Below are 16,126 nucleotides of genomic sequence, written 5' to 3'. Positions count from 1 at the left end.
CGGGTGCGCGCTGACCCGGCTGGGCGCGGCTCGTTGGTCACCGCGGCACCGACCGTTGCATGCTCAGTCGTGAGGGCCACCAGTTTGCCCGCCCCACCAGCGTGGCCATGGCTGGCACCGTGACGGTCCGTACCAGGAAGGTGTCCAGAAGGACGCCGACACCGATCAAAAATCCGCCCTGGACCACCGTGGTGATGTTGGAAAACAGCAGACCCGACATCGAGGCGGCAAAGATCAAACCAGCCGCAGTGATCACCCCGCCGGTCGACGTCAGGGTGCGAATGACGCCGTACCGCATGCCGTGCGGAGACTCGTCGCGCATTCGCGACACAAAGAGCAGGTTGTAGTCGGCGCCCACCGCGACCAACACCACGAAGGCCAGTGGAGGCACGCTCCAATGCAATTGCTGGCCGAGTAAGTATTGAAATGTCAGGACGCTGATACCGAGCGCCGCAAAGTACGAGATGACCACGGAGCCAACCAGATAGAGCGGCGCGACAATCGCACGCAACAGCGCCATCAGGATGAGCAGCACGACGACGAGCGTCACGATGATGATGAACCGGATGTCGTGCTCGTAGTAGTCGCGCGTGTCCCGCAGCGCGGTCGGAAATCCGCCCATCGATATCTTGGCGTCCGCCAGTTGGGTGTTCGGTTGCGCGCTTTTCGCGGCGTCGGTGATCGCATTCACCTGATCCATCGCTTCGGCGCTGAACGGATCGAGTGTGGTCTGCACCAGGTAACGGGCCGTGTGGCCATCGGGCGAGATGTAAATCTTCGCGGCCTTCTTGAAGTCGTCGAGTTGGAGAATCTGGGCCGGAAGATTGAAGCCCGCCATCGACGGATCTGCCGCGTCATTTCGCATTGCCAACAGAAACGCCGCGGCCTCGTCGAGTCCGTCGCCCATCAGCTTGACCTGGCCGACGAGTTGGTCCACTCCGCCCGCCACCTGCTGGCTGCCGTCTGCCAACCGGTTGGCGTTCTGCCTGGCCTGGGTCAGGCCCGCCTGCAGTCCGCCGGGTTTGTCGAGACCCATGCTGCGCATCGCCGAGCTGAACTGCGAGAGCGCATCGTTGAGTTGTTTCACCGTTGCGTTGAGGGTCTGTTTGTCCTCGAACCCCTGCAGTTGCCCGGCCAGCGTATTGATCTGGTCAAGGCGACCGTCGTCACGCGCGGCCATCAGTTTCTGAAACTGCATGCGGGTATCGCTGCATGAAGGGTTGGCATCGCAGACCGCGTTGCCGTTGAGCGCCGCCAGCACGGGACCCACCCACCCGAACATGTCCCTGACGGTCGCGAAGTTCATGCCCATGGCATTGCCGAGCGCATTGATGCTCTGCACAAGCTGGGCGGCGGTTTCGACCTGCTTGACCAACTTGTCTCCGCCAAACTGGCTTCGCATCGAGCTGACGGCGTCGATCAGCCGCTGCATGCTGGGGGCGATTCGGTTGATTTGAGCGCGTACATCGCTGAGGCTGGCGGCCAGGGTGCCGGCCCCGTTCTGCAATCGGTTGAGATCCTTGGAGTTGTCGCTGATCACGGCCGAGCCCTGGGCCATCCGATCGCCGACGATGCCCGCCTGATAGGTGGCTCTGAACTCCTGCGGCACCTCTCCGGTGGGTCGGGTGAGGCCGCTGACGAGACCGATGTTGGGCAGTTGGCTGACCCGCTGTGCCATCTGCTCCAAGTCTGCGAGGGCCTGCGGTGTGCGCAGGTCGCGCGGTGACTGAACGAGGATGTATTCGGGGACGGCCTGACTGATGGGGAAATGGCGTTCCAGCGCGGCGTACCCGATTGAGCTCGGTGCCGAAGGCCCGAGCGCTTTGCGATCGTCGTAGTTGTAGTGCACCAGGCTCGCGCAGCTGGCGAGGATGATCAGCACGAGCAGGCTCCCAACCAGATGGGCCTTCGGCCGCCGCGCAATGCGTATCCCCGAACGCCGCCAGAACCGGGCGGTGAGTTCGCGCCGCGGTTTGACCCAGCCGCGCGGCCCGGCCAGGACAAGGATGGCCGGCAGCAGAGTGACCGCGGCGAGGTATGCCACCCCGACCCCGATCGCGCACGCCACACCGACCGTGGAGAACACCCCCATCCGGGCGAAGCTGATCCCGAGGAAAGTGATTCCCACCGTGGCGGCGGAGGCAGTGATCACCTTGCCGATCGAGATCAACGCCCGCCTCACCGCGTCATCGAGATCTGCGCCTTGTCGCAGATAGTCGTGATAGCGGCTGATGAGAAAAACCGCATAATCGGTCCCCGCGCCGGCGATCATCGCGGACAGAAATATGACGGACTGGTTTGAAACACCGATTCCGAAGAGATCAGAGACGCCGGCCACCACGGCCTGTGCGGTCACCAAGGACGCTCCGATCGCCGCCAGCGGCAGCAGCATGGTGATCAGGTTGCGATACACCACCAGCAGCACGAGAACTACCAGGACACCGATCGCAATCTCAATCGGGAGGCGATCGTGTTCGCCCGCGACGGTGAGGTCGGCAACAGTGGCCGCGGGTCCGGTGACATGCACGTCCAGTGAAGACCCAGCGGCAGCGGAGACACTGTGTTTGACGATGGCGGCAACTCGGTTATAGGCCTCGTAGGCGCGCGGCGTGCCCAACTCGCCCGCAAGACCGACCGGCAACACCCAGGTCGTCTTGTCCTTGCTCGTCAGGAACGGGCGCAACTGCGGTGTGGTGAAGAAGTCCTGAACCATCACGACATCTGTGACGTCGTCGCGCAGCGCGTCCACCACCTTGCGGTAGGTGGTCTCGTCGGCGGGCTTGAGCCCGGATTTGCTGATGAAAGCAACGACGAGAAGGTTCTCCGAGCCCGATTCATGAAACGCGTCGGTCATCTGCCGAGCCGCGACACTCGATGGGGCGTCGCTGGGCAGGATCGCGAGCGGATGCCGCTGGGCCATCTCGTTCAAGCTCGGGAAGGTCAGCGGGAGTGCCACCGCAATCGCGACCCAAACCCCTATGACCACCCAGGGCAACCGCACCACGAGATCGGCTAGCCGTCGCATATCGCCCTCACCCTCTGGAATTGCTCCACGCTATGCGATGCGTCCCCAGTGCCCGCTGTCAGCGACCCGTACAGATACCGACTTCATTGCCTCCATGTAGCGGGTAACCGATTTCTGGGCAACCGGGTTGTCGGGATGCATGATCGCCATCACCGTGCCCTCGCCGTACCGAAAAATGTAGATAGTCAGCTGATACGAAAACCGTCCGTCAGGGTAGATGCCGACGTTATTCGCGAGGCCCATATCGGCTGCCGCGAGGATGGCGTTGAGCGGAGCGGCGCCGCCGTGCAAGAAGTTCGACACCGGGAAGTTCGGCTGCGGCCATTTCAACCACGGTGCCAATTCCAGCACGCGGTAGTACGGCACTCTCGACATGTCCAGGCCCGAATCGAAAGAGGCCTGCGCTGCCCATGCGGCGTCGCTGAATGAGGTCGCTGCTATCGGTACGGTGATCGGGATCAAGCCGGTAAACCAGCCCTGCGTCATGAAATTGTCGCTGGCTGTGCGGGAATCCCTCGGAGTGAGCCCGTAGTAGGTGAGAGCACCGGTGAACTCGTGCTCCACCAGGCCGAGACAAGCGAACAAGCCGCCGACGAAGCGGGCGCCGGCCGCGGTGCAGGCTGACTCGAAGCGTTCCGTCTGTGCGGTGTCCATCAGGATTTCAGAGGTCATGCCGCTGGTGGTCGACTCCTTCGGATCGCCGAGCGGGAGCGGAAATTCGGGAAAGCCGTCAGCGTTGTTCTCGGCGAAGTCAATCCAGGCGCGTACCCCTGGCGAATCCACCGTCAGCGCTGAGGTGTTTTCGCGCTCGCGGACACAGAAATCGTCATAGCTACCGGCATCCGGAAGCGTAAGGGCCTGACCGCCGCCGCTCAACGCCGAATACATGCCGTTGGCTTCCATCATGGTGGTGCCGATCAGCGTCGCGTCGCCGTGTACGTGATCCATCGCGGCGAAGAAGGTGAAGTGCCCGTCGTGCTGGACGATGCCGAACGTGAAGCAGCCCCATTCCAGCGGACTCGGGATGTCCACGACATGCGCGCGGATCTCGTCGACGGTCAGGTGGCCCTGATCGATTGGTACGAATTCGATGTCAGCCGGATCGTCGATCGAATGCCGGACGAACTCGCCGTCCGAGGTCTGTTCGAACCAACTGCGGAACGTGTCGTGCCGCCGCAAGTACTCGTTGACCGCGTGATCCATGGCAGGGATGTCGCACTGGCCGGCCACGTCACAGCTCGCGATGATTTGCCGGGAAAAGTTCAGCCCCGCCGATGTCCGTTCGCTGTAGTTACGAAGGTGCTGGCCTTGCATGTAGCTAACCGGGACCGGGCTGATCTTTGCTCGGAGCGCCTTCTCCTGCGCCTCGGCGGTCGGATGCCAGGAGGTGACCGACCCCGGTTTCAACGACCATTCTTCAAGTGCGCCAACCGTGATTTTCCCGATGCGCAAAACTCGGTCCTCTCCGTACTCCCGCTATCGCCGGCTCCGGGTCCGGCATGGCCCGTTGCTGCGTCAACATACCCCCGGTTTCACCGCAGGCACCCGGCGCAGGCCGAGCCCCGGCCAGCTACGCCGCGCATGCCACAGGTGTGCGTGCAATAGTGTCCTGTCGGGGGAAGGTCATCTGCAGGCACGACAGGTGTCCCGCAGAGTTACGTTCGGACCGCCGATGCAAGGAGGCCAACGGCATGGGATCCGCCGACCATCCGTTCGAGTCGGCCCCGCGTTTTGCAATTGTCGGCTACGCAGCGCGTTTCCCGGGTGCCAGGGATGCCGATGAATTTTGGGACGTTCTGCGCGAGGGCCGCGACGCGATTTCGGAGGTGCCCAAGGACCGCTGGGATGCCGACGAGTTCTTCGACCCGGAACCCGGTGCGCCCGGCAAGGTCGTGACCCGTCGTGCGGGTGTCGTCGATGACGTAACGGGGTTCGACGCGCCGTTCTTCGGTATGTCGACCCGCGAGGTCAGATTGATGGACCCGCAGCACCGGCTCCTATTGGAGACAGCGTGGCGCGCCGTGGAACATTCGGGTACCGCGCCGACGGCTCTGGCTGAAACCAACACTGGTGTGTTCGTCGGTTTGGCCACCCACGACTACCTCGGCATGGCGTCCGACGAGATGTCTTATTCCGAGATCGAGGCCCATTTGGCCATCGGGACATCGAATGCGGCGGCGGCCGGCCGGATCAGCTATCGGCTGGGGCTGCAGGGCCCCGCGGTCGCCGTCGACACGGCGTGCAGCTCGTCGCTGGTGGCAATCCATCAGGCGTGCCAAGCGCTGCGCTTGGGAGAGTGCGACCTCGCACTGGCCGGCGGCGCGAACGTCCTGCTCACTCCGGCGACCATGATCACCTTCTCCAGCGCGCACATGCTCGCGCCCGATGGCCGGTGCAAGACGTTCGACGCGGCCGCGGACGGCTACGTGCGTGGCGAGGGATGCGGCGTCATCGTCATCAAGCGCCTCGAGGACGCGATTCGCGACGGTGACCGGATTCGGTCCGTGATCCGCGGCAGTGCGATCAACCAAGACGGCGCATCGGGTGGCTTGACGGTGCCGAACGGCGTTGCCCAGCAACGGGTTATCACTGAGGCGCTGAAGCGCGCCCACCTCGAACCCAGCGACGTCGGATACCTGGAAGCACATGGCACCGGGACATCGTTGGGTGACCCGATCGAGGCTCAGGCCGCAGGTGCGGTGCTCGGCGCGGGGCGCGAACCCAGCCAGCCGCTATTGATTGGCTCGGTCAAGACGAACATCGGACACCTGGAAGCGGCGGCGGGTATCGCGGGCGTCATCAAGGTCATCCTGTCGCTCGAAAACGAGTTACTGCCGCAGCACCTCCACTTTCAGAACCCGTCGCCCCACATTCCCTGGGACAGGCTCGCGGTGCAGGTGGTCGGCGAAGCCACCGCCTGGGAACGCAACTCTCGGCCGCGCATTGCGGGAATCAGCTCATTCGGGTTCGCCGGGACAAACGCTCACGTCATCCTCGAAGAGGCACCCGAGGAAGCGGCACAGGTCACCTCGGCACCGGGGCCGGTCGAGCAGCCCGAGCACCGACGGTTCAGCATTCTTCCCCTCTCGGCGCGGACGCCCGCCGCGTTGGTGCAGGTCGCCGATCAATACCGCAACTGGTTGAACACGCACCCGGAGGCCACGTTGGCCGACGTGTGCTTCACCGCCGGCACGGGGCGCGCACACTTGGAGCACCGGGCCGGCTTGGTGGTCGATTCGAAAGAATCCGCCATCGAGTTACTCGGCGCGCTGGCGGACGACCGCCCGGCATCGGGTTTGGTTCGGGGCGAATCCCATGACACACCGAAAACGGCGTGGCTGTTCACCGGTCAGGGCAGCCAGTATCCCGGCATGGCCCGGGAGTTGTTCGACACCGAGCCGGTGTTCGCCGAGACGCTGAATCGTTGCGCTGCGGCGGTCGCTGGAGTTCTCGAAAAGCCCTTGCTGGACGTGATTTTCGATGTGGACAGCCCCGAAGGCGAAGAGACGCTACGGCAGACTTCCTACGCGCAGCCCGCTTTGTTCGCGGTGGAACTGGGGTTGGCCCGCCTCTGGCAGTCGTGGGGATTCGAGCCCGACGTAGTGCTGGGCCACAGCGTCGGCCAGTATTCGGCGGCCTGCGTCGCGGGCGTCTTCGGTCTCGAGGACGGCGCGCTGCTGATGGCCGAACGCGGTCGCCTCTTCGGCACTCTGCCCGCGGGTGGCCGGATGGTCGCGGTGTTCGCCGCCGCCGAGCGTGTCGAGCGCCTGACCGACGAGTTCCCGACTCTGTCGGTCGCCGCCTACAACGGTGCCAACACCGTATTGTCCGGACCCGCAAGGGATCTGGAGAAGGCAGTGGCTGGGCTGGCGGCCGACGGCGCCCGGTGTGACTGGCTGGACACCAGCCACGCGTTTCACTCGGCGCTGCTGGACCCGATCCTCGACGAATTCGAGTCGTATGCGGATCGGTTCACTTTCAATACGCCACAACGGGTTCTGATTGACAACCGCACCGGCGCCGCACTCGGCTGGACCGTGAAACTCGACGGCGCCTATTGGCGCCGTCACGCACGCCAACCGGTGGAATTCGCCAAGAGCGTGCGCACCCTTGCCGATCTGAATTGCAAAGTGTTGCTCGAGATCGGCCCTCAACCGGTGCTCACCGCCGCAGCCCTGCGGACATGGCCTGACTCGGCCACCGCACCGCGGGCGATCGCGTCCTTGCGTCGAAACACCGCCGATCACCGACAGATCACCGAAGCCGTTGCAGACGCATACGTATCCGGCCACCTGCCCGACTTCGGCGCGTTCCGGCAGGCGCACACGCGAAAGATCGACCTGCCCACATATCCGTTCGAACGCCGCCAGTACTGGTTCCGCGACAATCGGCCTGACAATCGGCAGCGCCCCGACGAACTACCGCACCTTGCCGCGCGTACCCAAGCCGTCCGGCTACTCGAGGACGGCCGGCTCGAGGAACTCGCAGCACTGCTCGATGGCGCAAGCGGCGATCATCAGACCCTCAACGTGCTGACCAAGCTTGCGGCACAACACAACCAGCAACGTGGAGCCCAGTCCATCGCCGACGACCGCTACGAGATCCGCTGGGAGAAGTCCGCTGCGCCAATCTCCAGCGCGCGAGCCGACGACGGATCCGCCTGGATCCTCATCGGCGACGACCCCGATGCAGTCCAGCCTCTTGTCGACGTGCTGACTGCACGTGGCCACCGGCATCGGTTCCTGAGGTTGCCGGTGTCCGACACAGACGAGGAAAAGCTTGCAGACGCGTTGCGCGCTGCGGCAGTGGACGATTCGACACTACGTGTCGTGCATGTCGCGGCACTCGACTCCGAGACCGCATCGCCGATGCGGTCACTCCTGCGGATGCAACACCGGATCTTGGGCGGAACTCGGCGACTCTTTCGGGCCGCGATCGCCTCTGAACTGAGGGCCCCCATCTGGGTGGTGACGCGTGGCGCACAGCGAGTCACCGACACGGACACGGTGGCGCCGGATCAGAGTTGTCTGTGGGGATTCGGTCGCGCCGCGTCACTGGAGCTTCCGCACGTGTGGGGCGGACTGGCCGACTTGCCGGCAGGCAGGGAAATCCTGGCTGACGAATGGGACCGGTTCCTCAACACGATCACGACGCCCCGCGACTCGGCCACCTGGGAGGACCAGATCGCGCTGCGCGATCAAGCGGTCTACGTTCCGCGGCTGGTTCGGCGGACGGAGGCGCCGGGCGGTACACCGCTGGAACTGCACGCTGACGCAACGTATTTGGTGACCGGCGGGCTAGGGGCGATAGGACTGGAGATAGCCGGATACCTGGCCGCGCACGGCGCCAGGCATCTTGTGCTGACCAGCCGGCGCTCACCCAGCGATGCCGCACAACAGCGCATCGATGCATTGAGCGAAGAGCACGGCTGCGAATTCCGCATCATTTCGGCCGATGTCGCGAATGCGCACGATGTCGCACGCCTGTTGACCACCGTGCGAGCGGAGCTGCCGAAGTTGGCGGGCATCGTCCATGCCGCGGGCGAGATCGGTACCACGCCGCTGAGCAACCTGGACGACGCCGAAGTGGATCGCGTCTTCGCTGGGAAGGTCTGGGGTGCTTGGAATTTAAGTGAGGCGGCGGCTGACCTGCAGCTCGACTTCTTCATCAGCACCAGCTCGATCGCCTCGGTATGGGGCGGATACGGTCAAACCGCCTACGGCGCGGCGAACGCATTCCTCGACGGGCTGGCCTGGCGCCTGCGCGAGCAGGGCATCTCTGGGATAAGCGTCAACTTCGGTCCATGGTCGGCGGGCATGGCCGATGCGGAGTCACGTGCGCGACTGGATGAGCGCGGGGTCCGAACGTTGTCACCTGCCGATGCGCTGGCGGGTCTGGCCGATGTCGTTGCGGCTTCTTCAGCGCAGGGCTCGGCACAAGGGGTGGTAGCCCGGATCGACTGGGCCCGCTTCTTACCCCTCTACCAGCAAGCGGGCAGGCGGGCATTCCTGGCGGAGTTGGAGCGCGAGGTGCCCAGCCAGCTGACGGGGGTGCTGCCGTCCGCGACTCTCTCCGGCAAGACGGAACTGGTCGAGCGGCTCACCAATGCTCCAGTGCAGCAGCGCAGGAGGCTTCTGACCGACTACCTGCGCGACGCGGTGGCAGAGGTGACACGCGTGAATGCCGCGGAAATCCGCGAGGATACCGGGTTTTTCGACCTCGGCATGGATTCGCTGATGGCTGTCGAATTGCGGCGCCGCCTGGAACAGGGAGTGGGCAAAGAGGTCCCGGTCACCCTGGTGATGGATCATCCCCGGTTGGCCGATGCGGCCGACTACTTGCTCGGCGACGACGTGCTCGGGCTCAGCACGCAGGCGTCCGCGCCTCGGCAGGCCTCGGCGGTGGCGACGCGCACGGACGAACCGATCGCGATCGTCGCGGTATCGTGCCGCTTCCCCGGCGCACCCGACCCGGAAGCCTTCTGGGACCTGCTGTCCGGCGGTGTCGATGCGATTCGGGAGATCCCGGAGGACCGCTTCGACATCGACGAGTTCTACGACCCGGATCCGGAGAGTCCCGGCAAGATCTACACGCGCTTCGGCGGATTCCTGGACGGCATCGACGGATTCGATCCCGAGTTCTTCGGCATCTCCCCGCGCGAGGCGGTTTGGATCGAGCCGCAGCAACGGCTGATGCTTGAGACGGTGTGGGAGGGTCTCGAAAGGGCTGGGTACGCGCCATCCGCCTTGCGCGGCAGCCGCACCGGCATCTTCGCAGGCGTCGCCGCCAATGAATACGCGCATCTGCTGTCCTCGGAGTCACTGGACAAGATCGAGCCCTACTTCATCACCGGCAATGCGCTCAACGCGATTTCGGGCCGAGTGGCCTTCGCGCTCGGGCTCGAAGGACCGGCAATGGCGGTCGACACTGCCTGCAGTTCGGCACTGGTGGCCGTCCATCAGGCCTGCCAGGCCTTGCACTCCGGTGACTGCGACCTGGCGTTGGCCGGCGGTGTGAACGTGCTGCTGAGTCCGGTGACGGTCATCGCTGCGTCCCGCGCGCGGATGCTGTCCCCCGTCGGCCGCTGCAAGACCTTCGACGCCTCGGCCGACGGGTACGTGCGCAGTGAAGGCTGCGGAATCCTCGTCCTCAAGCGGCTGAGCGACGCGCAGCGCGACGGCGACCAAATCTGCGCGGTCATCTCGAGCAGCGCGGTCAACCAGGACGGCGCGTCCAGCGGTTTGACGGTGCCCAACGGTGGTGCGCAGCAACGGCTCATCGGGTCGGCGCTGGCGCGCGCCGGTCTGACGGGCGGGGACGTCGACTACCTCGAGGCGCACGGGACGGGCACCCCGCTGGGGGATCCGATCGAGGTGCAAGCGGCCGCAGCCGCCTTCGGTGCGTCACGCGACGCCGATCGACCATTGCTGATGGGATCGGTGAAGACCAACATCGGCCACACCGAGTCGGCCTCGGGGGCAGCGGGTCTGATCAAGGTGGTGTTGTCGCTGCAGCACGAGGTGCTGCCGAAGAGCCTGCATTTCGACAACCCGTCACCGCACATTCCGTGGGACTCGCTGCCGGTGCGGGTCGTGGACGAAGCGATGCCATGGCAGGCCAACGGCAGGCTGCGACGGGCCGGCGTGAGTTCCTTCGGATTCACCGGCACGAACGCACACGTGCTGATCGAGGAGGCGCCCCCGCAGGCGCCCACCGACGACGACGAGCCTGACACGGCGGCTCCCGTCAACGTGCTCGCGCTGTCCGCGCGGTCACCGGAGGCACTGGGGGCGTTGGCACAACGCTACGACGAGTGGTTGGAAGCCCATCCGGATGTCGAGCTGGCCGACGTGTGCCTCACTGCGGGCACGGGCCGTTCACATTTCGAACACCGCGCCGCGTTGGTGGTGGATTCCGTCGAGGGTGCCCGCGGCGGCCTGGCCGACTTGGCCGAGAACCGGCTGCGACCGGGTGTCGTACGTGGTGAGCACACGCACCGCCCGACGACGGCGTGGTTGTTTACCGGACAGGGCAGCCAGTATCCGGGAATGGCGCGTGAATTGTTCGACGCCGAGCCGATTTTCGCGGAAACAGTGACCCGCTGCGCGGACGCGGTCGATGACATACTGCCGCGTCCTTTGCTCGAGGTGATGTTCGCGACCGATAGAGAAACCGCCGGAGAAACTGGAAAGTCTCTGCGGCACACGTCGTTCGCGCAGCCCGCGCTGTTCGCCGTCGAGATGGGCCTGGCTCGGCTGTGGCAGTCGTGGGGTATCGAGCCCGACGTCGTGCTGGGGCACAGCGTGGGCCAGTACGCGGCCGCATGTGTGGCCGGGGTGTTCAGCCTCGAGGACGGCGCACGGCTGATCGCCGAGCGCGGCCGGCTGTTCGGCAGCCTGCCCGAAGGCGGGCGAATGGTGGCGGTGTTCGCCGACGCCAAGCGGGTCGAGGAGATCACCGGCGAGTTCCCGCGCGTTTCGGTCGGCGCCTACAACGGACCCAACACCGTGCTCTCGGGTCCGGGCGAGGACCTTGAAGAGGTCGTTACCCGCTTCGAGGAAGATGCGATCCGCTGCACCTGGCTGGAGACGAGCCACGCTTTCCACTCGGAGCTGCTGGATCCGGTGCTCGACGAGTTCGAATCGTACGCAGCGCAGGTGCAGTTCGCCGCCCCGACGCTGCCGTTGGTCTGCAACCGCACCGGCGCAGTGCTCACGGCGCAAACCCCGATCGATGCGCAGTACTGGCGACGGCATTCCCGCCAGCCGGTGCAGTTCGCCGAAAGCGTGCGCACCGTGGCTGCGTTGGGATGCTCGGTGTTGATGGAGATCGGTCCGCAGCCGGTGCTGACCGGAGCTGCGGTGCAGGTCTGGCCGGAGCACCTGGCCGCACCGCGGGCAATCGTCTCGCTGCGCAAGGGCGTTGGCGACCGGCGCCAGATCGCCGACGCGCTGGCCGGGGCCTACGTCGGCGGGCACCGGCCCGATTTCGCTGCGCTGCATCATCAGCCGCGCCGTGTTCTCGAACTACCCACGTACCCGTTCCAGCGCCGTCGTTTCTGGCCCAGAACCTCAGGCATCAGCGGCTCTGATTCTTACGGTTCGGCAGCTCTCGGAATCCTGGGCAGTGCCAAGGATCTCGCATCCGGTGACTCCGTCTACACCAGCAGGTTGTCGGTGAAGTCGCAGCCGTGGCTTGCCGACCACGTGATCTACGGCACCGTCATCGTCCCCGGCGCGACCTACGCGGCAATGGCGTTGGCTGCCGTCGGTACCCCCGCGCGGGCGGAAGACGTCTTCTTCTACGAGCCGATCATCCTGCCCGAGAAGAGCTCTCGCGAGGTGCAGCTCACACTGCATCCGCTCGAAGACGGCAGCGGTTCGACCTTCAAGGTGCACAGCCGCCCGTACGGTGACCGCGGCGCCGAATGGTCGTTGAACGCCGAAGGCACCGTCGTCCCCGGCGTCGACGACGAGCAGGCACCCGAGCAGGCGGATCCGGTCGATGAAGCCGTCGAGCGCCTGGAACGCATGCGTCCGCAGGAGCTGTTCGAGACCTTCGCCGACCTGGAACTGGCGTGGGGGCCGACGTGGTCTGGTTCCCTGAAGTCGCTGTGGCTCACTGAGGGCGAGGCGATCGGCGACATCCTCGTCGGCGAGGAACTCGCCGGACAACTCGGAACCGAGCCGATGCACCCGGTGCTGATGGATCTCTGCACCGGTGTCGCCTTCCCTGCGTTCCCGGCGCTGCTCGCGGCCGAGCAGGGTATGAACGATCTGTTCCTGCCGTTGCGGTACGGGCAGGTGACACTGCGGGAGAAAATGCCGCGCCGGTTCTACTGCCGCGCGAGGTGGCACGAGGGCCCCCTCGACAACGAAACCCAGGTCTTCGATATCGACTACCTCGATCGGGATGGTCGTCACCTGGGCGGGATTCGCGAGTTCACGGTGAAACGCGCACCGCGCGAGGCGTTGTTGCGCGGCCTGGGCGGCGATGCCACCCGGCTGCTCTACACCCTCGGTTGGCACGAGGTGCCGGTGTCGAGCGACGAAACCGCCCCTGTGAACGGCACGTGGCTGATCGCCAATTTCGATGGATTAGCTGACGTGGTGCCTGGCTGCATTCCGTTCGATCGGAACACCGATCCGGAACCCCTGGGACAGGTGCTGGCGCGGGCACACGAGCGCGGTGTGGGGTTCTCCGGTGTCGTCTGGCGCACCAGCGCGCCGAGCGCAGAAGAAGGAGGCGCCGGCTCGGAAAGGGCAGCAGCACGCCTCGAAGCGGAAATCGCCAACCTTCTCAGCGCCGTGCACACCGTGCAGGGCGGCTCACAAAACGGCAGTGTGAAACTTCCGAATGGTCTGTGGATCGTCACCGAGCGGGCCGTGGCCACCGAATCCGGCGAACCAGTCGACCCAGTGCAGGCGGCGCTGTGGGGATTCGGGCGCACCACGATCAACGAGGAACCCGCGCTGCGCTGCAAACTGGTCGATTGCGACGGATCACAGGAGGCGATACGGGCGCTGGCCAACCTGCTCGCCACGCCGATCGACGAGCCGGAACTCGCGCTGAGACAAGGGAAGTTGCTGGCCTCACGGTTGTTGCCGTGGGCGCGCAGCGGTCATCTCACGGTGCCCCACTCGACCGACTATGTCCTGGCGCCCACCGAACGCGGCGCGATCGACAACCTGCGGCTGACCGAGACGGACGTGCCGCCGCCGGACGAGGGTTATGTCCAGGTCCGGGTGGAGGCCGCGGGCCTCAACTTCCGGGACGTGCTCAACGTTCTCGGCCTCTACCCCGGCGACCCCGGACCGATCGGCGGCGACTTCGCAGGCACCGTCACGCAGTTGGGTAGCGGCGTCACCGGATTCGAGGTGGGCCAGCGCGTCTACGGCTTCATGCAGGGCGCGTTCTCCAGTCGCTTCAATGTGCCTGCCCAGTTGCTGGCGCCCATTCCCGACGGAGTGAGCGCGGTTGAGGCGGCCACCATTCCCGCTGCGGCGCTCACGGTCCGACTTGCGTTCGACTGGGCGCAGCTGAAGCCCGGCGACCGTGTGCTCATCCACGCCGCGAGCGGTGGCGTCGGGCTGGCGGCGATCCAGATGGCACAGCGGCACGGCGCCGTCGTCTTCGCGACCGCCAGCACCTACAAACGCGCGACGCTGCGCAAAATGGGTGTGAAATACGTTTACGACTCGCGCACTACGGATTTCGCCGATGAAATCCTTGCCGACACCGACGGCCAGGGCGTCGATGTGGTGCTCAACAGCCTGACCAACGAGGGATTTCTCGAAGCGACCGTGCGGGCCACCGCCCAGAACGGCCGATTCGCCGAGATCGCCAAGCGCGACATCTGGACACCGGAGCAGATGGCGGCGGCCCGCCCAGACATCGCCTATGAGATCGTGGCGCTGGATGTGACCACGTGGGCGAACCCCGATCACATCAAGCGTTTGTTGAACGAGGTGTCGGAAGGCTTGGCCACTGGCGAGTGGACACCACTGCCCGCCGAGATCTACCCGCTGACGGAGGCGAGGCCCGCGTTCCGCCGCATGCAGCAGGCGCGCCACATCGGGAAGATCGTGCTGCAGATACCGAACCCGCTACAGCCGCAAGCCGATCGGAGCTATCTGATCACCGGCGGACTCGGTGCGATCGGTCTGCGTACCGCGTCGTATCTGGCCCAACTCGGTGCCGGTGACATCGTGTTGACCAGTCGGCGCGCGCCCGATGCGGACGCACAACGGGTAATCGAGGAGATCACCGAGCGCTTCCGGTGCCGCATCCACACCTTCGCGGCCGATGTGGGCGACGAGTCCGAGGTTGCAAAACTACTGGACCGTATCCGGGCGGAGTTGCCGCCGCTCGCCGGAGTCGCGCACCTGGCCGGCGTGCTCGACGATGCGTTGCTGTCGCAGCAGAGCCTGGAGAGATTCCGAACGACGTTGGCGCCCAAGGCGTTCGGTGCCTGCCATTTGGACCGGTTGACGAGGGACGACGATCTGGACTTCTTCATTGTGTCCTCATCGGTTTCGAGTTTGTTCGGTTCACCAGGTCAATCCAATTACGCGACGGCCAATGGGCTGCTCGACGGCCTGGTCGCGCAAAGAAGGGCGCAGGGCTTGCCGGCCACGGGCATCAACTTCGGTCCCTGGGCCGAGGGTGGGATGGCCTCTTCGGACGCCGCGCGCGCCAATCTCGGTGCGCAGGGCCTGGTGCCACTGGAGCCGTCGGCCGCACTGAGCGCACTTGCCGAGGTCGTCGCGAACGGCACCGGCCAGGCAGCCGTCATCAAAGCCAACTGGCAGCGTGCGGCGAAGTTGTTGGGCGCTTCTCGCCCGCCGATTCTCGACCTGGTGTTGCCGAGTGCAGTCGGGGAAGCCACCGGTGACAGTGAGTTGCTTCGGCAGCTGCAGGAGATACCGGTGCCACAGCGCGCCACTTTCGTGACCGAATTCCTTCAGCGCGAGGTGCAGAACTTCCTGCGGCTCGCGCAACCGCCCGCCGCAACCAGTCGGTTCCTGGATCTGGGTACGGATTCGCTGATGGCGATCGAACTCCGCAACCGGTTGCACAGTCAGTTCGGCGGCGCGTTCACGATCAACGCGACCGCGGTATTCGACTATCCGACCATCGGGGGGCTTGCCGAGTATCTCGTCGGTCAGCTGCCCGACTCGGAATCGCCGGCGGATGAGGCGCAACCCGTCGCGGCGTCCGAGCCTAAAGACTGAACGAAACGGAATTCCACCCGCGCGACGAGATTCTCAACAGCGTCCGTCACGGGAGTGCTCAGACGCACCAACGATCGGCGTTTTGCGGGCCGCCACTCGAACTTTCTCTGCGAAACGTCGATGTGTGAGGTTGCCTGCCGGCGGCCGTTGCCCCGAGGCGGATGACGGCGGATCAAGCCGCTAACTGTCACCGTGCGACAGATTGCTGGCACAGCCAAATTTCTGCCTCGACACGGCCGTGCGCGACAGCAGGACACGCCAGGGATAGCGAAGTGACGAGTCTCACACCAGGTGAAACTCCCTGCACAGACGCGTGTCAACTGCACTTTCGCACTCCCGCCCAACCACTGGGTTAATTAGCCCGTGG

The 16,126-nt window shown here is 65.3% G+C and carries 3 protein-coding genes; 1 reads left to right on the top strand and 2 read right to left on the bottom strand.

From position 1 onward, the window contains the following. Nucleotides 1-37 precede the first annotated feature (37 nt). Both VJV41_RS09055 and VJV41_RS09050 read right to left on the bottom strand, forming a co-directional pair. The gene (locus VJV41_RS09055) at nt 38-3,025 is read right to left on the bottom strand and encodes an RND family transporter (RefSeq protein WP_325332963.1); all 2,988 of its coding nucleotides are present in this window, start codon (nt 3,023-3,025) and stop codon (nt 38-40) included. 30 nt (nt 3,026-3,055) lie between these two features. Then, nucleotides 3,056-4,477, bottom strand: a complete 1,422-nt coding sequence (locus VJV41_RS09050; protein WP_325332962.1) for a condensation domain-containing protein — start codon at nt 4,475-4,477, stop codon at nt 3,056-3,058. Between the two features lie 239 nt (nt 4,478-4,716). On the opposite strand from VJV41_RS09050, the gene VJV41_RS09045 reads away from it, so the two are divergent. Beyond that, a complete protein-coding gene (locus tag VJV41_RS09045) occupies nt 4,717-15,759 on the top strand; it encodes a type I polyketide synthase (protein WP_325332961.1) in 11,043 nt (3,680 codons plus the stop codon). The last annotated feature ends 367 nt before the right edge of the window (nt 15,760-16,126 follow it).

This window comes from Mycobacterium sp. (assembly GCF_035274705.1).
Lineage (GTDB): Bacteria > Actinomycetota > Actinomycetes > Mycobacteriales > Mycobacteriaceae > Mycobacterium.
This window is presented reverse-complemented; position numbering and strand designations above follow the sequence as displayed.

Coding starts and splice junctions, on each gene's coding strand:
- VJV41_RS09055 (WP_325332963.1), bottom strand. CDS start 3,025: ATGCGACGGCTAGCCGATCTCGTGGTGCGGTTGCCCTGGGTGGTCATA.
- VJV41_RS09045 (WP_325332961.1), top strand. CDS start 4,717: ATGGGATCCGCCGACCATCCGTTCGAGTCGGCCCCGCGTTTTGCAATT.